The organism is Paenibacillus tyrphae (assembly GCF_024158745.1).
Lineage (GTDB): Bacteria > Bacillota > Bacilli > Paenibacillales > NBRC-103111 > Paenibacillus_G > Paenibacillus_G tyrfis_A.
In genome coordinates this window covers 531,802-552,773 of the sequence record NZ_JAMZAW010000002.1, presented here as the reverse complement: position 1 = coordinate 552,773, position 20,972 = coordinate 531,802, and the positions used below count along the sequence as shown (strand labels likewise).

The 20,972-nt window shown below is 54.4% G+C and carries 14 protein-coding genes; 7 read left to right on the top strand and 7 right to left on the bottom strand.

Going from position 1 to position 20,972, the window contains the following annotated elements; all coding sequences use genetic code 11:
- From NI000_RS05190 to NI000_RS05175, 4 genes are all read left to right on the top strand, one after another.
- On the top strand, nt 1-1,951 hold a 1,951-nt coding region (locus tag NI000_RS05190), incomplete at its 5' end, for a condensation domain-containing protein (RefSeq protein WP_253408375.1).
- A gap of 15 nt (nt 1,952-1,966) precedes the next feature.
- Nucleotides 1,967-5,248, top strand: coding sequence for an amino acid adenylation domain-containing protein (locus tag NI000_RS05185; protein WP_253408373.1), 3,282 nt, complete (start codon nt 1,967-1,969; stop codon nt 5,246-5,248).
- 354 nt (nt 5,249-5,602) lie between these two features.
- Entirely contained in the window at nt 5,603-6,484 is an 882-nt protein-coding gene (locus NI000_RS05180) for a 5'-3' exonuclease (RefSeq protein WP_253408401.1), read from the top strand.
- A 20-nt stretch (nt 6,485-6,504) separates the two neighbouring features.
- Complete coding sequence (locus NI000_RS05175; protein ID WP_253408371.1) at nt 6,505-7,017, top strand: acyl-CoA thioesterase; 513 nt, start codon at nt 6,505-6,507, stop codon at nt 7,015-7,017.
- A gap of 102 nt (nt 7,018-7,119) precedes the next feature.
- Here the strand turns inward: NI000_RS05175 and NI000_RS05170 are convergent, their stop codons facing one another.
- A complete protein-coding gene (locus tag NI000_RS05170) occupies nt 7,120-8,358 on the bottom strand; it encodes an MFS transporter (RefSeq protein WP_253408369.1) in 1,239 nt (412 codons plus the stop codon).
- Between the two features lie 117 nt (nt 8,359-8,475).
- Here NI000_RS05170 and NI000_RS05165 point away from each other — a divergent pair, with 117 nt between their 5' ends.
- Both NI000_RS05165 and NI000_RS05160 read left to right on the top strand, forming a co-directional pair.
- A complete protein-coding gene (locus tag NI000_RS05165; protein WP_253408367.1) occupies nt 8,476-9,291 on the top strand; it encodes an AraC family transcriptional regulator in 816 nt (271 codons plus the stop codon).
- Nucleotides 9,292-9,399: 108 nt separating this feature from the next.
- The gene (locus tag NI000_RS05160) at nt 9,400-9,717 is read left to right on the top strand and encodes a cupin domain-containing protein (protein WP_253408365.1); all 318 of its coding nucleotides are present in this window, start codon (nt 9,400-9,402) and stop codon (nt 9,715-9,717) included.
- Between the two features lie 72 nt (nt 9,718-9,789).
- On the opposite strand, the gene NI000_RS05155 is transcribed toward NI000_RS05160, so the two are convergent.
- Complete coding sequence (locus NI000_RS05155; RefSeq protein WP_253408362.1) at nt 9,790-10,083, bottom strand: DUF3055 domain-containing protein; 294 nt, start codon at nt 10,081-10,083, stop codon at nt 9,790-9,792.
- Nucleotides 10,084-10,293: 210 nt separating this feature from the next.
- On the opposite strand from NI000_RS05155, the gene ilvD reads away from it, so the two are divergent.
- Entirely contained in the window at nt 10,294-11,979 is a 1,686-nt protein-coding gene (gene ilvD / locus NI000_RS05150) for a dihydroxy-acid dehydratase (RefSeq protein ID WP_253408360.1), read from the top strand.
- Between the two features lie 421 nt (nt 11,980-12,400).
- Here the strand turns inward: ilvD and NI000_RS05145 are convergent, their stop codons facing one another.
- The 5 genes from NI000_RS05145 to NI000_RS05125 form a co-directional block, all read right to left on the bottom strand.
- Nucleotides 12,401-13,330: an NAD(P)-dependent oxidoreductase gene (locus tag NI000_RS05145; RefSeq protein WP_253408358.1), complete on the bottom strand. Its 930-nt coding sequence runs from the start codon at nt 13,328-13,330 to the stop codon at nt 12,401-12,403.
- Between the two features lie 119 nt (nt 13,331-13,449).
- Nucleotides 13,450-13,815, bottom strand: a complete 366-nt coding sequence (locus NI000_RS05140; RefSeq protein ID WP_253408356.1) for a MerR family transcriptional regulator — start codon at nt 13,813-13,815, stop codon at nt 13,450-13,452.
- 583 nt (nt 13,816-14,398) lie between these two features.
- On the bottom strand, nt 14,399-15,763 hold the full coding sequence (locus tag NI000_RS05135) for a lanthionine synthetase C family protein (RefSeq protein ID WP_253408348.1): 1,365 nt from the start codon (nt 15,761-15,763) through the stop codon (nt 14,399-14,401).
- 38 nt (nt 15,764-15,801) lie between these two features.
- Nucleotides 15,802-17,679, bottom strand: a complete 1,878-nt coding sequence (locus tag NI000_RS05130) for an ABC transporter ATP-binding protein (protein WP_253408346.1) — start codon at nt 17,677-17,679, stop codon at nt 15,802-15,804.
- Nucleotides 17,676-20,792, bottom strand: a complete 3,117-nt coding sequence (locus tag NI000_RS05125) for a lantibiotic dehydratase (RefSeq protein WP_253408399.1) — start codon at nt 20,790-20,792, stop codon at nt 17,676-17,678. Before NI000_RS05125 ends, NI000_RS05130 begins: the two co-directional genes overlap by 4 nt.
- Nucleotides 20,793-20,972 lie beyond the last annotated feature (180 nt).

Genomic DNA, 20,972 nt, shown 5'->3' with positions numbered 1-20,972 from the left:
GCCCGATGGCAACATCGAGTACCTGGGCCGGATCGACCATCAGGTGAAAATCCGCGGTTACCGGATCGAGCTGGGCGAGCTTGAAGCGGAGCTGCTGGCTGTGGAAGCGATACAGGAGGCCGTAGTTATGGCCCGCGATGACGGCCAAGGCCAGAAGCTGCTGTGCGCTTACTTTGTGGCATCGCAGGAACTGACGGCAGGCGAATTGCGTGAGGCGCTATCGAAAGAGCTGCCAAGCTATATGGTGCCGACGTACTTTGTGCAGGTCGAGCGGATGCCGCTCACGGCCAGTGGCAAAATCGACCGAAAGGCACTGCCGTCACCGGAGATAGCTGTACAATCGGGGCAAGATTATGCGGCGCCGCGCACGCCGACGGAGAAGCAGCTTGCGCGCATTTGGCAGGATGTGCTGGGACTGGAGAGGGTCGGTGTCAAGGACAATTTCTTCGACATCGGCGGACATTCGCTGCGTGCTACCGCGATGGTGGCGCGTATCTACAAAGAAATGAATGTTCAGATCCCGCTGCGGGAGGTGTTCCGCGCTCCAACCATCGAACAATTGGCAAAAGCAGCAGAGAGCTTGCAGCAATCGGCGTATGCAACGATTCCGGTGGCGCCCGTTATGGAGTATTACCCGGTAACATCGACGCAAAAGCAGCTTTATCTGCTTAGCCACCAGGCAGGAGGAGAGGTGAGCTACAACATGCCGACCGTGCTTTTGGTGAAGGGCGAACTTGACCGCGGGCGGTTGGAGAACTCTTTCCTTCGTCTGATTGAGCGGCATGAGACGCTGCGAACCGGCTTTGGCATCGTGGATGGCCAAGTCGTACAGCGGGTTTACGACGATGCCGATTTTATTCTGGAATTTGTGCAAATACCGGAAGCGGAGGCGGATCATCATATTCGCAGCTTCGTCCGCCCGTTTGACTTGCAGCGTCCGCCGCTGATCCGCGTGCGTCTTATCGAACTGGAGCCGGCCCGCCACCTGCTGTTGATCGACATGCACCATATCATTACCGACGGTGTATCGTCGCAAATTATCGTTCAGGAGGTTGCGCAATTCTATAACGGTCAAGAGCCGTCTCCACTCACGCTTCAGTATAAGGATTACGCCGTATGGCAGCAGGAAGCGGCGTCTTCCGAGCGCCGCCGCAAGCAAGAGGAGTTTTGGCTGGATCATATGTCGGGTACGCTGCCGGTGCTGGATTTGCCTATCGCCTATCCAAGACCTGCCCAGCGCAGCTTTGAAGGGGCGAATCTCGAATTTACGGTAGAGCCGCAAACCGCGGAACTACTGCTTAAACTGGCTGCCGAAACCGGTACGACAATGTATATGGTTCTGCTCGCCGCCTATACGGTGCTGTTGTCCAAGTACAGCGGCCAGGAAGATATCATTATCGGCTCGCCGGTGGCGGGACGGTTGTCCACCGATCTGGAAGGAATCGTTGGCATGTTCGTCAATACGATACCGCTCCGCAATTATCCGGCGAGGGATAAAAGCTTTCTCAGCTATGTGCAAGAAGTCAAGGAACGGACCTTGCTGGCGTTCGAGCATCAGGAATATCCGCTGGAGGAGCTGATGGAACGTTTGAATGTTCCGCGCAATCCGAGCCGCAATCCGCTTTTTGACGCTGCATTTATGTTTGACAATTTAGAACGCCAGGAATCAACCATGGAATCGCTGACCTTTGAGGCTTACGCTCAAGAGCTTGCAACAGCCAAATTCGATCTGACTTTAACGATGAGCGTGGCCGAGGAAGGGCTGCTGGGCATCATCGAATATTCAACGAAGCTGTTTAACAGGCAGGTCGTGGAGCTGCTTTCCAGGCATTTTACAACGTTGCTGGCTGAGATTGGGCGCAATCCTGCGCAGGCCATTAACGATTTGGAATTCGGAAGCCGCCTTGTGCAAAGCAAGCCGGTACAGGAAACGATTCATTTTACATTCTGATTCGGAGGTGGCCCCATGCAAATCATGTTTGAGAACGAAAGGACGTATTGGCAGGACAGGTTCGATAGCGAGGACCGGGTAGCGGCTTTTCCTTATAAAAGCGCCCGAAACGATGCTCCTGAAGGGATCCAGCATGTATCGAACATATTTGCGCCGGAGATTTCCGGCCGGATCGCCGCGATTACTGGCGGGGGAGCGCCGCTTCCCGTATTTATGGTCTTGATGGCGGGTGTCCAGGCGCTGCTCTATGCTTACACGAATGAAGAGCAACTGATTGTCGGTTCGCCTCCAGTCCCGGCTCCAGGCGACAGCGCCGCTCCAGTAAACCCGCTATTGCTGATCAAAACCCGGATCGTCCCGGATACGAACTTCCGCAGCTTGCTGAACAGCCTGAGAAGCTCGGTCTCCGAAGCCATTGAGCATCAAAACCTGCCTTACTGGAATTACACCGGACAGGTGCAAATCCCGCTGCTTGCCAGCGGGATTCCCCTGATCGCCACGTGGGTAACGCTCAATCAGCTTCACACCCAGGACCATGCCGAGAAAGTGGTTGCCGAGCTTGCGTTCCACTTTGACTGGCAGGATGGGATGGCTTCCGTGCAGGTTTCGTATGAGGGCAGCAAGTATGAGGAGGGGTTCATCCGACAGCTGCTTGCCCATTTGCACAAGCTCTTTTCCGTGGTATTGTTTGAATCCGAGCTGCCCCTCCTGCAAGCCGATTTTCTATCGGAGGAAGAGAAGGAGCAGCTGCTTGAGCGATTCAACCCGGCTGCAGCTACGTATCCACGGGAGTCCACGATCCACCAGTTATTTGAAGAACAAGTCCGGCGCCTGCCTGATCAGACCGCCGTGGTGTGCGGCGGGGAATCGCTGACTTACCTGGAGCTTGCCGGACGGTCCAGCGCTATTGCCGCGGCTTTGGAGAAAACGGGCATACAGCAGGAAGAGCTTGTCGGCATTATCGCTGGGCGTTCCATCGACATGATTGCCGGCATCCTCGGCATTCTGAAAGCCGGGGGCGCTTATGTGCCGATTGATCCGGATTATCCGGACGAGCGTATTCGTTACTTGCTGGAAGACTCCGGCGTCCGGGTGCTGCTGTCCTCTAAGGCTTCCCGCGAAAGAGCGGAAGCTTTCTCAGACGTCATCGAACAGATCTTGGATATCAACGAGGCGTCTGTGAAGGCCCCGCTGGCGGACGTTGAAGCACGTAGCGCAGGCTTAGCAGCCACACATGACCCGCAGCAGCTCGCCTATATCATGTATACATCGGGGTCGACGGGAAGGCCGAAGGGTGTTATGGTCGAGCACCGCAGCGTCGTGCGGCTCGTGAAACAGACGAATTATGTCGAGCTGGATGAAAACACGCGGATTCTGCAAACCGGCGCGGCCGTCTTCGATGCCTCCACTTTTGAAGTTTGGGGCGCTTTGTTGAATGGGGGCACGCTTTATCTCGTTGATAAGGACGTTATCTTGAGTGCGGCAAAGCTGAAGGAAGCGGTCCAAGCCTATGGAATCACGACGTTGTGGCTGACGTCCCCGTTGTTTTGTCAATTGGTCCAGCAGGACATCGGCCTGTTTAGCGGTCTGCACACGCTTATTGTCGGTGGGGATGTTTTGTCCGTGCCCCATGTCAACCGTGTGCTTCGCGAGCATCCGTCACTGCATTTTATCAATGGATATGGACCTACGGAGAATACCACGTTTTCCACCACGCATAGGGTTGTCGGGGAACAAACGGAAGCTGTGCCGATCGGCCGTCCGATTGCTCACTCCACCGCTTATGTCGTCAACGCGGCAAACAAGCTGGCTCCTATTGGCGCATGGGGGGAACTGCTCGTCGGCGGGGACGGCGTAGCACGCGGCTACTTGAACCAGCCGGAGTTGACGGCCGGGAAGTTTATCCCGAATCCGTTTGCCGGCGGAGGCCGCTGCTATCGTACAGGAGACTTGGCCAGATGGCGTCCTGATGGCGCGTTGGAGTATAAGGGAAGAATCGACGAGCAGGTGAAAATCCGCGGTTTCCGCATTGAGCTTTCGGAAATCGAAGTCGAGCTGCTTAAGATCGGGAGCGTACAGGAAGCGGTGGTGGTCGCCCGCGAAGAGGAAGGTGGCGGGAAATATTTGTGCGCCTACTACTCGGCGGAGGAAGCCATCCCGGCGAGCCGTATACGGAGCGAGCTGCTGCAGGAGCTTCCGGAATACATGATACCGGCTCATTTTGTTCAGCTGGAGCACCTTCCGCTAAATCCGAACGGCAAGGTGGACCGGCGGGCGCTGCCGGAACCGGTTGCATCGCTGATCGAAGGCGAGGATTACGAAGCTCCGAATACCCCAATGGAAACGAAGCTCGTTAAAATCTACCAAGAAGTGCTGGGGCTTGAGCGTGTAAGTGTGAAAGACAACTTCTTTGACATCGGGGGCCATTCCTTAAAGGTGCTGCAATTGACAGAAAAAATCTATGATGAGCTTCAGGTGGATATCCCCATTCGCGTCGTCTATGATTATCCTTCGGTCGAAGCGTTGGCTGCGGAACTCCTGCAGCTTGAGTTTACCAAGTACGAATATCACCGCGGCAGCAACATCATCAAGCTCAATAGCCCTGGTTTTCTCAATGTGTTCTGCTTCCCGCCAGTGCTTGGATACGGCATGATGTTTTCAGATATGGCCAGGCACCTGGACAACCACTGCACGGTATACACGGTTGATTTCATCGATGATTACAAGGATCATGCAGACTTGTATGATTCCTACATCGAATCGATTCTGCGCATTCAGGAGCAAGGACCGTATGTGCTTCTCGGTTATTCGGCAGGAGGCAATCTGGTCTTTGAAGTAGCGAAAGCGATGGAGAAGAAGGGCTACGAAGTGTCTGATGTCCTGATCGTGGATTCGACAAGACGGAATTATGCTTTTGGCTTGCCTGAGAGGCTCGATTATGAAATCGACTACTTATTTGCGTATGTGCCTGAGCCGTACAACCAAGTCCTAAACGCCCCCGTGACCAAGGAGAAAGTCAGGAAGAAAATTTATGCTTTCCACCACTATTTAAGCGATCTTGTCAACTCAGGGACGGTTCAAGCAAACATCCATAGCTTGCTTGAAGAAAATTCGGATATTGGGGAAGAAGCAAAATATAACCGCTTTCTTTGGAAGGATGCGACCCAAACCCGGTATACGGAATATGAGCTGAAGGGCGGGCATTTGGATCTGCTTTTCCCTGGTTTTGTAGAGGATAATGCAAAAGTCATTCAAGGCATCGTGAAGGAAATCGTCGAACGGACGGAACAGCTGTAGCAATTGGGCTAATGAAACGGCAAAGGCACCTCCCTTTTTGTGGTACGCCAGCATGGGCGTCATCTCTAGGGTGAAAGTCCCGAACGGGCAAATCGCCGAAAAAACGTCCGGTACCCGGATGGAATCTCATTGGTGTAGCGGGACGAATATCAACTGATTAATCCTGATCGAGCGGGGTCTTTTTAAGGCCCGCGAATCGATCGGGATTCTTTTTTTGGATTGGCAAGAGGCTGGCTGGGGAATTTTGCTTTTGCAAACGTTGCGTCTCCGGACTGCGAACCTGTGTTATAATGATGAAGGAATAACGGTTCATGGGAGAGATGAAGCTTGGAGCAGTTGAAGGATACAAACGATATGCATGATAACAATGCGACGCTTCCGCGGGTGTTGCTCGTCGACGGGATGGCACTGCTGTTCCGCGCTTTTTACGCCACTTCCTACAGCGGATATATTATGAGGACGAGCGCGGGGACGCCGACGAACGCCGTATTCGGATTCGTGAAATATTTTTGGGACGCGGTTCAGCGGTTTGAGCCGACGCACATCGTATGCTGCTGGGACATGGGGAGCAAAACGTTCCGCAGCGAGCAATTCACGGAATACAAGGCGAACCGGGTCGATTGCCCGGAAGAGCTTATTCCCCAGTTCGACCTTGTCAAAGAAGTGACGTCCAGCTTCGGCGTCATCAACGTTGGCATCTCCGGGTACGAGGCCGACGACTGCATCGGCACGCTGGCAAAGCACTATAGTCAGGACGCGGAAGTATACATACTGACAGGGGATCACGATATGCTGCAGCTCGTGGCCGAGCGGGTACGGGTCGTGATTATGAAGAAGGGCCAAGGCAATTACGCCGTCTACAGCCCGGAATCGCTGTTTGAGGAAATGCAGCTGACACCGAAGCAATTTATCGATCTCAAAGGGCTCATGGGCGACACGGCGGATAATTACCCGGGCGTAAAAGGCATCGGAGAAAAGACGGCGCTCAAGCTGCTGGTAGAGTACGAATCCATCGAAGGGATTTTGGAAAATCTTGCGCTGCTGCCGAAGGGCGTCCGCTCCAAGATCGAGACGCAGCTCGACATGCTGCATCTCTCGCGAAGCCTCGCGACAATATGCTGCGAAGCTCCCGTCGCCTGCGCGCTGGAAAGCTGTTTCTGGGAAATGGACCGGCAATCGGTCCTGAGCAAGTTTGAAGAGCTCGAATTCAGGGGATTAATGAAATTGATCGGATAATGAAAAGGGGCGCCTATCTTATGGAACAACAATATGCCAAACAATCGCGATGCTACAAAACTTCCCGGGTGTTCCCGACTGATGTCAACAATCACAATACGTTGTTCGGCGGCAAGTTGATGGCTTATATCGACGATATCGCTTCGATTTCGGCTTCCAAGCATTGCCGGGAAAACGTCGTTACCGCATCCACCGATTCCGTCGACTTTTTGTCGCCTGTGCGGCCTACGGACTCGGTCTGTCTCGAATCGTTCGTCACGTGGACCGGCAAAAGTTCGATGGAAGTATTTGTAAAAGTCATCACCGAGGACCTGATTAGCGGCGAGCGGAAAATTGCGGCAACGGCCTTCCTGACCTTCGTCGCGTTAAATGACGACCAGCGGCCCGTTCCGGTGCCGCAAGTCATCCCGGAGACGGAAGAAGAGAAGCGGCTGCACGAAACGGCGAAGCACCGGGCGGAAATGCGCAGAATCCGCCGGGAGCAGAGCAAGGCGTTCGCCGACTACTTGATTACGGATTTTCCTTGGGAATAATCGAAGTTGGGAATGAATCAGACCTCCGAAGGCTGCCGATGCGGCCCGGAGGTCTGTTCTGTTTTATCTTGGATGGAGCGCAGGATTATCAGGATTCGGCAGTCAGACCCCCGCGACCGTCTCCGCTTCAGGTATTTGCCTCACCGCGCCGACGTCTTTGGGCAGGAGCAGAGCTGCGGCGCCCAGCAGCGGGAGGAAGGCGCAGAGCTGAATGACGAAGGAGACGCTCGTCTTATCGATCAGCGCGCCCAAGACGACAGATCCGAGCCCGCCGAGCCCGAAGGCCAAGCCGAAAAACAGTCCGGCGACGGTCCCGACCTTCCCGGGGAGCAGCTCCTGGGCGTACACGATAATCACCGTAAACCCCGACATCAGGATGGCGCCGATCATAAAGCAAAGCACGGCGGCCCAGAACGGCGTGGCATAAGGCAGCAGCAGCGAGAACGGCGCCGTACCGAGAATGGAAAACCAGATGATCCGCTTCCGCCCGAAACGGTCGGCAAGCGGGCCGCCGAACAGCGTCCCGAGCATGCCGGCCGCTTGCAGCACGAACAAGCAAAGCTGGGCCTTTTCCAAGGACAACCCGTACCGCTCCATATAATAAAAGGCATAATAGCCGGTCATCCCGGCAATATACACAAATTTGGAGAACAGCAAGACAATCAGCAATCCGATGGCGAAGGAGACATATCCTTTTTTCAAGGGCTTCGTATTGGCTTGTAATGCGCTCCGTTTCTTGGAAGCCTGAGCGGCAAGATGCCGCCGGTACCAGCCCGAGACGATGCCTTGCAGCACGATTCCCAATACGGCGGCGAACGAGAACAAGAGCAGCCCTCGTTGTCCTTGAGGCACCACGAGCCAGGCGACGATTAAGGGAGCCAGCGCCTGTCCGGTGTTGCCCCCAACCTGAAAGATGGACTGGGCCAGTCCTCTTCCTTTGGCGGAGGCAAGATGGGCAACCCGCGAAGATTCGGGATGCAGCACGGACGAGCCGACGCCCAGCAGCAAGGCGGAGGCAATCAGCATCCACCAATTGGCCGAATAGGCGAACCCGATCATGCCGAGCAGCGAGAAAACCATGCCCGCCGGAAGCAGCAGCGGCGTCGGACGCTTGTCGGTGTAATAGCCGACCAAAGGCTGCAATACGGAGGCCGTGACGTTCAGTGCGAAGGCGATCCAGCCGATTTGCGCGAAGCTGAGCTGCATCGATTGCTGGAAGATCGGAAATACCGCAGGGATGGCGGACTGCATCGCGTCGTTCAGCAGATGTGCCAGGCTGACCCCGGTCAGCGCGAGCATGCCGGACGAAGCGGTTTTGTTTAACGTGTCTTTAGCGTTCATAGGCACCTATCCTTTTTTCTTTCTAATCTTAAGGGAGGAGACGGACGAAGTCGCCGCAAAAATTGCTTAACGTCCGAGCAATTTTTGCTATAATGGCGGGAAGGAGGGAGACCGGACATGCAATTTAAATTAACGACGCCGAACATGGAACTATGGCGCATCGAGAATACGTTTGAGAATATCCCCCATGCCCACGCCGATTTTTACCAAATTACCATTCCGGTCACCGGCACGTGCCGCTTGACGCAGGAGCGGAGAGTGTATTCGATCAGCGGAGGCCGCGCGTTGATCCAGCATCCGGGGGAGGAGCATCATTTTTCGCTCGGTCCGGATGGAGGCGTATATATCGTGCAGGTTCGGAAGCAATTGCTTGCTGAAGGATGGCGGGAACAGGAGCCGGAGCTGGATTCGCGGCCGCTTTTTAACCCCGAAGACATAAAAAAACAAATGAAAGCCTGGACTTCCGAGCTGCTGCTTCGCGACGGTCCCGACCCGCTGGCGGTGGAAGAAACCGAAGGACGGGTGCTGACTTATATACGGCGCGTGGTGGGGAAAAACGATTCACGCGTCTCCGGCGGGCTGAACGGACGACAAGCCGATCGGGCACTCGCATCGGGGATGGCGAATATCCTGGAGTTTATTCATGCGCATTATACGGAGCGGCTGACGATGGAGAGGCTTGCTTCGCTCGTTTACCAGAGCAAGTTTCACTTTATCCGCTCTTTTACGCAGACGGTGGGCGTGACGCCCTATCAATATATTTTGCGCTTGCGGATCGAACAGGCGAAGGAGCAGTTGGCGAGGACGCGAGCCAGCGTCACGGAAATCAGCTACAGCTTGGGATTTTCGAGTCCAAGCCAACTGTACCGGGCCTTTGCCAAAGCGACAGGCGTCACTCCGGAGCAGTACCGCAAAGGAGCTGCCCCCCGCTAAGGCGTCCATATCTGAAAAAAAGCCTATTTCATCTAGGGAAACTCCCTTCGAATTCGTGCAACCTTGAGATATAATCGAAAGACCAGGATCGGGAAGAGGGGACCACGCATGAGCAACATCAACGTATGGGAAAACGCCGAGCCCGGCGTGAAACGGAAAATATTCGAGCCGGGAGCCGGCATCATGATGATGGAAGTGCATTTCGAGGAAGGGGCCGAAGGGTACGTGCACAGCCACCCGCACGAGCAGCTGTCGTACTGCTTGAAGGGCCGGCTGGAATTCACGGTGGACGGGGAAACGAAAGTGATCGCGGCGGGAGAGACGATCTATATCCCGAGCGGGGCGAAGCACGGCTGCCGGGCATTGGAGGCGAGCGCGCTGCTCGACTCGTTCACGCCGGTGCGCGAGGATCTGGTCAAGAGATAACGGGGAAAAGCCGCCCGGATGCCGTATTTAGCGGTGTCCGGCGGCTTTTTTTATCTGCAGGTTCCGGGTGTATCAAATGTCCGAGAAGCTGATCGGTCCGACAACCTCGCTCAGAAACGCCCGCAGCTCGTTGGCTTCCTCTTCGCTGAGCTTGTACGCATGCTCCAAGTATCCTTCTTCCTCCAGATCGTCCGGTCCGATGACCGCCGTCCGTCCCGTCTGCATGTCGGTAACTAATTTCTTTCCATAAAAACGATTCGTGCTCGTAATCGCCAGATCGAACCGCCGCAGCGTTTCGCCGACTACGCATACGAAGCGGGTTTTCGTTTCCTCCGTACCGTCGTACAAGTAATCAAACTCCGTCATGACGCATCCTCCGATACTTAAATTCCTGAAGCTAACCGAATTATAACAGATTTGCCGACCAAGCCGCAAAAACGGTCCGTCAGCCGGGGAAGCCGCCTTTTTTCCAATTCGGTTCACGTTTTCAATTCCGGGGAAACGTGATACAATCGAGTGAAGCGTTAAATCGTAGAATTCTATTTTCATAGAGATGGAAACGGAGGCTTTAAGCGAATGTCCAAGGGAAAAATGAGAAGCGATATGATCAAAAAGGGCTTTGACCGCGCTCCGCACCGCAGCTTGCTGCGTGCCGCCGGCGTCAAAGAGGAGGACTTCGACAAGCCGTTTATCGCGGTTTGCAACTCGTATATTGACATCGTTCCGGGTCACGTCCACCTGCAGGAATTCGGCAAGCTTGTAAAAGAAGCGATTCGCGAAGCGGGCGGCGTGCCGTTTGAATTTAACACGATCGGCGTAGACGACGGCATTGCCATGGGGCATATCGGCATGCGCTATTCCTTGCCGAGCCGCGAGATTATTGCGGATTCTCTCGAAACGGTCGTGTCCGCGCACTGGTTCGACGGTATGGTCTGCATTCCGAACTGCGACAAAATTACACCGGGCATGATGATGGGCGCGCTGCGCGTCAACATTCCGACGGTCTTCGTCAGCGGCGGTCCGATGAAAGCGGGTAAAACGAGCGACGGCCGTTCGATTTCGCTATCCTCCGTGTTCGAGGGCGTGGGCGCCTACCAAGCCGGCAAAATCGACGATAAAGGTCTGCTTGAGCTTGAGCAATACGGCTGTCCGACCTGCGGCTCCTGCTCCGGCATGTTCACGGCCAACTCGATGAACTGTCTGGCGGAAGCTCTTGGCCTGGCGCTCCCGGGCAACGGCACGATCTTGGCGGTTTCCGAAGACCGCAAAGAATTCGTGAAGCGTTCCGCGAAGCAGCTCATGGAGCTGATTCAAAAGGATATCAAGCCGCGCGATATCGTAACGATGGAAGCGATCGACAATGCGTTCGCGCTGGATATGGCGATGGGCGGCTCGACCAATACCGTGCTGCATACGCTCGCTTTGGCGCACGAAGCGGGCTTTGAATACCCGATCGAGCGGATCAACGAAGTGGCGAAGCGCATCCCGCACTTGGCCAAAATCGCTCCGGCCTCCGATTATCATATCGAGGACGTGCACAACGCAGGAGGCGTGAGTGCCGTCCTGAACGAATTGTTCAAAAAGCCGGGCGCGCTGTACGGCGACCGCATCACCGTGACCGGCAAAACGTTGCGCGAAAACGTCGCCGGCTGCGACATTTTGAATACGGATGTCATCCGTACGCTGGACAATCCGCACTCGGAGCAAGGCGGCTTGGCGGTCCTGTTCGGCAACCTGGCGCCGAACGGCTCGATCATCAAGGTCGGCGCGGTGGACAAGTCCGTCGGCGGCTATCACAAAGGGTCGGCTATCTGCTTCGATTCGCAGGAAGCGGCGCTGGAAGGCATCGCCAACGGCAAAGTAAAAGAAGGCCATGTCGTCGTCATCCGTTACGAAGGCCCGAAAGGCGGTCCCGGCATGCCGGAAATGCTCGCCCCGACCTCGCAAATCGTCGGGATGGGACTCGGCGCGAAAGTCGGCCTCATTACGGACGGCCGTTTCTCCGGCGCATCGCGCGGGATCAGCATCGGCCACATCTCGCCGGAAGCGGCGGAAGGCGGCCCGATCGCATTCGTCGAGGACGGCGATATCATCGAGCTCGATCTCGTTAACCGCAAAATCGAGCTGCTGGTCAGCGACGAGGAATTCGAACGCCGCCGCGCGAACTGGAAAGGCTTCGAGCCGAAGGTGAAAACGGGCTATCTGGCCCGCTATTCCAAGCTCGTAACCTCGGCCAGCACCGGCGGAGTCATGAAAATCTAAGAAGCAAAAATAGCGGCTCACCGGAAGCGATTCCGGCGGGCCGTTTTATATTGGCGGGGAAAAACTTACTGAGCTAAAAGCAACTGTTGAATCTATCGTTTCCCGATAGCGGAACGATCATCATTTCCCGTGCTGTTTGTAACGGCAAGTTTAAAGGCCATCCCACAAGGAATGGCCTGAGCTTGTTGAGAAAGTAGACTTTAACAAAAATAGAGATGCAAACGGAGGTGGGGTATCCACTGGAGAAGCGACAGCGGCCGCCTTTGTCTTCGGGAAATGTCCGCTGATAAGCGGCTTTAATAAAAATTTCCCGAGGACAACAGCGGTCGGAAGTGGATACCCCACCCCTCGTAACCTCTATTCTCCCATTTGACCACTTATTCAACACTCTGAGGCGATCCCAAAAGGAATGGCCTAATTTTTATGGACGAACAGGATTCTTGAAGATTTCAATAAGGCTGGTAAAACTATCGCCAGCGTGACCGTTTTCCATGCCTCGCTTGAAGATATCCAGCACTGCGGCTGGCAAGGCAATGTCGATGCCGGCATCTTCAGCCGTATGAACGACGTGCTCGACGCTCGCCAATCCCATGGCAAGTCGGTCCACGTCGCCAGGGTGCTTGCCCTCGTCGAGACGCGGCGTGTAGAACTCGACGAACTTCGGCAGCGACGATAAGGCCGCCGAAGCATAGGGCAGGAACTGCTCCGCCGTAATGCCGTTTGCGTTGGCTACAGCAAGTGCGTGTAGGTAACTAAGCATGGACGTCCAGAATATATCCATCTGAATCTGGTAGTACACCATGGCTAGCCCGGGATCCTCACCCCGATAGTCGGTACCAGTCAGTACTTCCAGCGTCTCCCTATGGGCCTCGAAGACTTCTCTTGGACTGCTATAGTATGTGTATGACTCCGGCTTACCGATACCTGAAGGCGGAGTCTGCACGCCGCCGGTGACATGCCGGGCTCCACGATCGGCTAACCACTTGGCCGCCTCGCGTACTTTCTCTGGGGTATCCGAACTCAGGTTGACGAGCACCTTGCCGGACAAGTTAGCCGAAGACGGTTCGAGAATGGCGTACATCACATCGTAGTCTGTAAGACTGAGGATCACGAGTTCATTAGCGGCTAACGCCTCGTCGACTGTGGACGCTCGGATGGCTCCTTTCGCTACAAGCTCGTCTGCTTTACTTGGGGTCCGGTTCCACACGGTTACCGCATAGCCGGATTCAAGGAAAACGCCCGCCATCGCCTGGCCCATCGGCCCTAATCCCATGACGGTCACCGATTTGCGATTCGTGGCTGCACTCGCATTGTCGACACTAATGACTTCTTTTGGGTTGCTGCTGTTCAATGGAAAAACTCCTTTCGTAATGAGACTAAGCAGATCATAAAGGATTACACTAGTGTCAATGTCAATACGCAAAAAAAAGGCCCGGGAGCGTTTATTCATGCTCCAGGGCCGCATCTGTGTTAGACGGTTTTCTTTTTGCTAATCGTAAAGGAGATTTGCCTCTCCAATAATCTCTTCAATCCATGAAGCGCTTCGATTTGACGATTCACATTGGCTAGTTTCTCTTCATACGTTGCCAGCATCTCCTCACAATATTCATATTCGTCAGGCTCTGCCGCTTCCGTCTTGAACAAGGCTCCGATCTCATCTGTTGTTAATCCAAGCTTCAAATATAACTGAATCGCCTTGACTCGTTCTACGGCGGATTCGTCGAAATCCCGATAATCGTTCTCCAGCCTATCGGCGCGTAGAAGACCTTTATTTTCATAATGTCGGATGGATCGTACGCTGACATTGGATAATCGCGATAATTCGCTTGTTTTCATTCCTCACGGGCCTCCTTCGAGATGCATGAGGTTCTTAAAATTAAATGGTTTTTGCTGCATTCAAGAAACGCATTCTGTAATAGTTCAATTCGTTCCCCCAGTTCATCTGCAATATCGATAAACTCTAGGTGCACTCCAAAATCGATCTTACTCTTCGTCCTTAGTGCTCTTTCTTTTAATTTCTGACTTAACACAATCAATAATTAACAATATGCTGAAGTAAATAACAACTAATAATCCAACACGGGATAGAAATTGGGCAATGTAGTCACTTACAAACCCTTGAAAGTTCTCCAACACAGAGTAAAAGTATACCGATGGAAGCCTGATGCAAATTAGCATTATTCCGCCAAAAATTCCGAATAATAAATTTAGTTTTCGCTCCATAACATCACCCTTTGGACCCTAGAGTAACCAAATTTGGTTTAAAGTTGTAACGCCATTATAAAATTTCACATCGTAAGTAGCAAATAGAAGACAAAAGGTATCGAGTTAATGTGGTTTTCTGGCGGGAGTTAACGGAACATTGGTGAAAAAACAAAGAGCCGACGGAAAAGTGAACCGTCGACTGAAGCGATAAATATTACTTCAACAGGAAAACCCGATCCCACTCCGGCTCCCTATCTTGCATGACAGCCAGCAGCGCAAGCGTAACGCCCGCGGCCCCGTCCAGCAATCCGGCGAAATGCAGCTTTTCGCCAGCCTCCAGCTCTGCAAAGCCGTAAGGCGCACTAGCATCATAGGACTGAACAATCCGATCGACGAGACGGTCGCGTAAAGGAATCAGTTCCGCGGTTCCCGTGTCTGCGATCATCCGCTGCGTCATCTGCAGAAGACCGGCATAGCCGTGGCAAAAGGTGGCGGAATGCAAGTTCCACAGCCGTTCGGGACGCTGGGCTGTGCCAAGGAACGATTGAACCGCCGCTTGCCTCCACGCCGGTTCCCCGAGCGATTGCCCCGCGAGCCACAGCGTACGCGCGACGCCGGGCCCGCCGTAGCACCAAGCTTCGCGGGGCGGCGAACCGCTTGCGGCGCCCGCTGCCTGCTCCTGCCACGATACATGCGCGGGCCAATAGGGGCCGTACTCATCCTCGATCGTAAACCGCATCAACCACTCGGCGATGGATCGGATGGTTTCCCGCCCGCCCTCCACTTCTACGCCTTGCTGATGCGCAAGGGAGAGCAGGGCCAAGGGACCCGGAATGCCATGGGAAACTCCGCAGTTGAAGTAACCCTCGGGATATAACTCCTGATCGGAGGATGAAATTAGCCGGTCGGGCGAAATATACCACCCCGGAACCTGCGTGCTTTGCATCTCCTTGCACCCGCACAGCTCAACCATATATTCAAGCACCTGCGTAAGCGCAATGCGCATCTCGGGCTGCTCTTTAAAGTGCAGCAAATAACGGCCTATGCCGCTTAAACCCTGCATCACGTCGTAATCGGACATGAGCACGCCTTCCTTTATATTTCTCCGGACAACATACATGTACTCGGGGAACATACGCAGGAAAAAGTCGTTGAGCGACCGAAGCATATTCCCGTACCGGGTGCCCTGCCGCGACAAAGCCTGGATGCTCGTAACGACACCGGCCATACCGCTCCAGAGGGATAGGGATTCGATTCCTTGCCGTTCCAGAGCTTGCTGTATGAGAACAACATAACGGTGACCTGCGACGTCCCATTGGCCATCGGGCTCCAGGCGATCCAATTCGCCGAACAACAAGCATAAGCCCGAATATCCCCGAGCAAGGTGCAGCCCGTTCCATTTCACGTAGAACTTCCCTTGTTCGATCCGTTTCTGTTCTTCCGCGAGGGCGAATCGCTCGATTTCTTCCGGGTCCTTCAATCGCCGGGCCGTCTCCATCACAATCGAGCGGACCCGTTCGATTCGTTCGGCGCCTTCAAGCGGCAGCCACTTGGCCTCGCAAGTTTCTTTCAGGTTCATTCCGATTTCTCCCTTCGGATCATGGTTGCCTGCTTTAATCAAACGGCAGAACGCGCTTTGCGCTCATGATCGGCGTCCAAATAAGCATTCGCTTGCATCATATAGAGCTCCGCATACATCCCGTTCTGCTGCATGAGCTGTTGATGATTGCCCTGCTCGACCACGGAGCCTTGATCCATCATGAGGATATGATCGGCGTACCGGATGGCGGAGTAACGGTGAGAAATGAAGATACCCAACCGGTCGCGGACCAACTCCCGGAACGCCTGAAACACCTGCAGCTCGGTTTCCGGATCGAGCATGGAGCTGGGCTCGTCCAGCACATAGAGCTCAGCCTCGCGCATGAAAGCTCTGGCGATGGCAATCCGCTGCCACTGTCCTCCGGAGAGCTGCTGCCCTTCGTCAAACAAGCGTCCGAGCTGGGTGGCAAGACCTGCCGGCATCGATTGGACCAAGCCGGCGATGCCCGCCCGCTCCGCCGCCTTCCACAATTCGGCGTCCTCCTCCATTTTGGCGACGTTGCCAAAACCGATATTTTGCCGGACCTGCATCTCATATTGGACAAAATCCTGGAACACGACGCCGACCTTGCGGCGAAAAGCTTCGCAGTCCATGTCGCGGATCGAGACGCCGTTGATGAGAATGTCTCCTTCGAAGGAGTCGTACAACTGCGTCAGCAGCTTCATCAGGGTGGTCTTCCCGGACCCGTTGCGCCCTACAATCGCAAGCGTTTCACCTCGCTGCAGGGAAAAGCTGACATTCCGCAGAGCCGGATAACTGCTGCCGGGATAACGGAAAGACACATTGCGGAATTCCACCGACTGGATGACGGACGCATTCGTTGCACGGGAAGCCTCCGAAGCTCCGATACTTCTGGCGGAAGGATCGGAGGACTGCAAATCCAGGAAAGCGAACAACTGCTGTAAAAATAAATTGTGCTGGCATAAGGAAAGGATGCCCTGCGTCAAATTTTGCGACGAAACCAGGGTTAACGTCATGGCTTGGGTATAGCTGACCACATGGCCGATCAAAATTTCGCGTTTGTAGGCAGACCATAAGACCATGAGAAACATGAACGCGTTGACCCCTTGCTGGATAACTTGAAAAATCGCTCCCACGCCGAGCCGCTTCTTGATCATGCGCTTGTCTTCCGCCAAAAACTGCCGTAGAAGCTCGTGATATTTGCCGAGCAAATAACCGCCCAGTTGAAACAGCTTGATCTCCTTGAAAGAAATATCCCTTGTCAGCAGCACGGACAAATACCAGGTGTGCCGCATTTTCGGGGCCCGGTTCCATTGAAGCATAAACTCCTGCTGCCCGATTCTCAGAAACGAATAGAAGGAGGTCAAGGGAATGAGGATCAGGAGAAAAGCCGCCCACCATTTCCACGAAATGAGCATAGCCGCGGTCGAGAATAACGTAATGGACGCCGTAACAATGGACAAAATCTGCTGCAGGATTTGATACGGCCGATGACCGGCCTCGTTCTGGGCGCGTTTCAGGGCGTCCTGCACCTGGGAGTTCTCAAAATCGCTAAGCGAAAGGGAAATCGACTTCTCCATAATGAGCATGTTGATCCGATTGCTAAGCAGCGTTTCGAATAATTTGCTGATGAAATTTTGAGCCAGCGACAGCGCTTCATTAAATGCGGTAAACGTAATGAGCCAAATAAAGGGCCAAAGCACGGTCTGAAAACCCGTATCCCAGGCGGAGCCTATGCTGTTGATCAAGGTTTGGAGCAGCAGCAGCGAGATGACCGGCGAGGCGCCGCGCAGGATGTTAATAACTAGAATCAGCAAAAAATACGGTTTATGCGTTTGCCACAGCAATTGGAACACGCGGGGCCAATAGCGAAAGGATTGCATAATATTCGTTAGATTTACGGTTAGGGATGCTTCTTCCGCAGCCGAGCTCATGGCTGATTCCTCCTCACATGCTGCAAGCTGTATAACGTATGTCTGGCCAGAGTCAACACCTTCTGCTCTTCCTCTCGTTGGATGCCGAACAGCCGGTTTAGATGCATATGGATCACGCTTTGCATCAGATCCCCCCGAGTATTGGTCAAGGTTCCTTCCGCTTGGCAAAGCCGGATTCCTTCCGCGTACCGGGCTATCGCCTCGCCGCGGGCTTGGAGCATCGGCAGGATGGCCGCTCCGTCAGGAAGATGGCGAAGCTGGGCAAAGTCTCCTCTGGCATCCCCGAATTTCATAAGAAACGGCCGATGCTGACGAAACAGCTCCAAATGCTCCTTATGCTGTACCATCGTGTTAAGCCAGTCGAATTGCTCGAAGAAGGACAGCCCGAACCGTTCCATAATGTCAATGACGCTGATGACAGCCAGCAAATGCGGGTTCAGGCTGAGGTGACCCGATTGTCTGGCGTGAATCCATTCGGCCGCGACCCGGCTGTCGAGACAGAACAGCCGCTCCGCTGCTCCGATCAACGTCCGCCCCCCGTACCGTTCGATTTCCGGATCGTAAGTATCGATCACTAGGCGGGACAAGAGCCCGTCTTCCACGCACTGCCGCGTAAACCGGTACAGCTGCGGCAGCAGCGCGGTGTGAAGCTGCTCGGGATGGCCGCAGAAACGCCAGCGAAGATGCGGATCGGGATCGGCATAGCGCATAAAGAAGCTGCCGGCTGCCCACCGCTGCTCCTCCACCTGGCGGCAAAATTCCCGCAGAGGCCCCCCGATAAAAGCGTCGGCGCGATGCTCCGCACCGTACCATTTCAGATACAGCCATTCGCTGCCCGGCATTTTCAATCTCTCGGCGAGCTGGATGGGTGGAGAGGCGAGAGCTCCGCCGAGATCCGGCTGCGCAGAAGCTTGCGGCAGGTCCCGTTTGACGAGAGGAAAAACAAACTCGGTCACGTAGTGCCCGCCTGCGCTCTCGGGAAGAAGCTCAAACGCAAAGCCGGTTTCGGTTAAGACGATCTGCCCTCCAGGCTGAAGCTTCGTATAATCCCGATACACTTCGTCCCGATGAAGCGGGGAATCGAGATCCAGCAGCAAGCGGTTATCCGATTGGGTCAAATAAACGAAGCGCGGCACATTCCACTGCTTTCGGTACGCATCGAAAGCCTGGCGCCACTGCGTTTCGGTTATGTTCGCGTGAAAAGGGGGCAGGTCCCCGTTAAACTTCCAGCAGGCCGCGGCAATGATCGTTTTGCTGTACCTTAACCGCGGCAGGAAAGGAAGCGTTCTTAACTCATTCCATTCAAAAAAATCGATGTTGCGCTGGTTTTCCATCGATAACTCACGCAAAAACCGGTAGACGTTAGGCGAATTCGACGTATTCAGCATATGGTTTGTCACCGGAATAACCCTTCGATTTTTTGCCAGAGACCGCAAATAAAAACCGCTGGATGTAATGCCGACGACTAGATCGGAGAGCGGGATCGTATGCTCCGGATCTTTGGCCGAATTGGTGCCGATGTCGATTTCGTACTCGCGAATGTTCGTACTCAGAGCGACATTGGCTGCGCGGCCGTCTCCCGGAAAATAAACGAGCTCGGCGAGGATCGCATCGGGATGAAGCTTTTGCTCCAATCGGTCAATTTGCTTGAGCTTGTCCACAAAGGAGGAATCAAATAAATCGACAAACCGGCCGACGGACTTGCCCGCACCGTAGGTACCCGTCGTACCTCCGGCAATCAGGAGAAAGTCACCCTCCTCTACCGCTTGGCCGGATCGGGCGGCAAGGCCAAAATACAATTCCAACGACCGTGGCGCGTACTTTTCTTCCATCGGCACAGGTTCAAGCTGCATCACCATGTCGTCGGTCAGCTCCAGTTCCTGTCGCCCCTGCTGGAGGCATGTCATGACCCATTGGGTCAGCAGCATCTTTTTCTTTTGCTGGGCGAAGGAGGGGGTGTTGTCTTCCTTGCGTTTGCCCCGGGGATATTCATATCCGGCCGGAGCGCCAAGCCCGATGTCTGCGTCCAGCAGCTCCAGCAGGGGAACCTCGCGGTAAGCCCCGTATTTCTCCATGAAATCGGCACGGTAGCTTTCCAGATGCGAAAGTCCCAGCCGTTCCCCGGAAATTCGCCAAAGCGCTTCGCCGACGCGCTCGATCTCTTGCGCAACGGATTTGGGGAGGGTTAATTCCTCCATCGAGAGGGCCAGGTCCACTTGCAGGAGATTATCGGCTTCGGCAACGGATTTCATATGCTCTACGAGTTCATGATATAAGGGCTCGCCTTGCCCGATTTCCGTACGGTTATAGCTCGCGATGAGAGCTGCGGCCGTTTCTAGCTTCGCCCTCTCGGCTTCCACGCCTGTGATATCGGCTAAACGCCGCAGTACGTAATCGAATGGCGAGGCGGTCATGAGAGGCGGGCGCAGGTCCGTGATGATGATTTCCTGCTGAACCAGCTGCCATAGAAATTGGTTTATTTGCTCGAGTGACGTATCGGAAAATTGGCTGTGTAGCTTCAAGGCCAACTCGTAAAAGGGGAGGGGCTGACGGGTAAGCTCCATCACCTGCTTCACAGCCGGAGTAAGGCGAACGGAGGTGCTCTCCATAGTGCTTTTGCTTTTCTGCTTGACGCCGTACTTGGTCAGGTAGGGCAGGTAAAGGCGGGAGCCTACGGGATAAGCCAAGGAATTGAGACTGACCTTTAACTGCTTGACGACATCAAACCGGCCCTCCAAGCCGGACAGCACTTTCAACAGCCACTCCATATCAGGGCGGGCTCGTTTGGTGTGGGCCATTACGGGCTGAAGCTCGAACGCATACCGCTCCCCGAAATTTCCGTATGTTACTCCAGAAAATAAACCAAAAGGTGTCGGACGCGAGGTCATACGCAGCAAATAACGCAGAAAGCCTTTTACGGCCTGATCTTGTTTGCGCGGATGCTCCTGGTTGGTTAGATTGGGCAAAGCCTGAAGCAGCGGCAAGCTGGATACGGCAATGGCCTCCCGGATGACAGGCAATTCGGCGTAGGCGGCCAATTTCTCGAACCATGGCTTGCGGCTAAGCGCCTCATCCTCATTTAGATCGACAGAAAGGTTCTGGAATAGTTCCACCGGCAATAAAGGCATCCTCAAAATAAAAAAATCAAGCGCCTGAAAAACGCTTGGATGTGCATGAACTGGCGTCGGTTGAGAGGGGGCCGCTTGAACTGACATGTCGTCTCACCTTCCGTTATCGAGTCGTAAGAGATACTTCGGAAGAACGCGAACGTTCCTCCGAAGTAGTTGCGGGAA

Excerpts from the sequence above, each read along its gene's own strand:
- NI000_RS05185 (WP_253408373.1), top strand. The coding sequence starts at position 1,967 with ATGCAAATCATGTTTGAGAACGAAAGGACGTATTGGCAGGACAGGTTC.
- NI000_RS05180 (WP_253408401.1), top strand. The coding sequence starts at position 5,603 with ATGCATGATAACAATGCGACGCTTCCGCGGGTGTTGCTCGTCGACGGG.
- NI000_RS05175 (WP_253408371.1), top strand. The coding sequence starts at position 6,505 with ATGGAACAACAATATGCCAAACAATCGCGATGCTACAAAACTTCCCGG.
- NI000_RS05170 (WP_253408369.1), bottom strand. The coding sequence starts at position 8,358 with ATGAACGCTAAAGACACGTTAAACAAAACCGCTTCGTCCGGCATGCTC.
- NI000_RS05165 (WP_253408367.1), top strand. The coding sequence starts at position 8,476 with ATGCAATTTAAATTAACGACGCCGAACATGGAACTATGGCGCATCGAG.
- NI000_RS05160 (WP_253408365.1), top strand. The coding sequence starts at position 9,400 with ATGAGCAACATCAACGTATGGGAAAACGCCGAGCCCGGCGTGAAACGG.
- NI000_RS05155 (WP_253408362.1), bottom strand. The coding sequence starts at position 10,083 with ATGACGGAGTTTGATTACTTGTACGACGGTACGGAGGAAACGAAAACC.
- ilvD (WP_253408360.1), top strand. The coding sequence starts at position 10,294 with ATGTCCAAGGGAAAAATGAGAAGCGATATGATCAAAAAGGGCTTTGAC.
- NI000_RS05140 (WP_253408356.1), bottom strand. The coding sequence starts at position 13,815 with ATGAAAACAAGCGAATTATCGCGATTATCCAATGTCAGCGTACGATCC.
- NI000_RS05135 (WP_253408348.1), bottom strand. The coding sequence starts at position 15,763 with ATGAACCTGAAAGAAACTTGCGAGGCCAAGTGGCTGCCGCTTGAAGGC.
- NI000_RS05130 (WP_253408346.1), bottom strand. The coding sequence starts at position 17,679 with ATGAGCTCGGCTGCGGAAGAAGCATCCCTAACCGTAAATCTAACGAAT.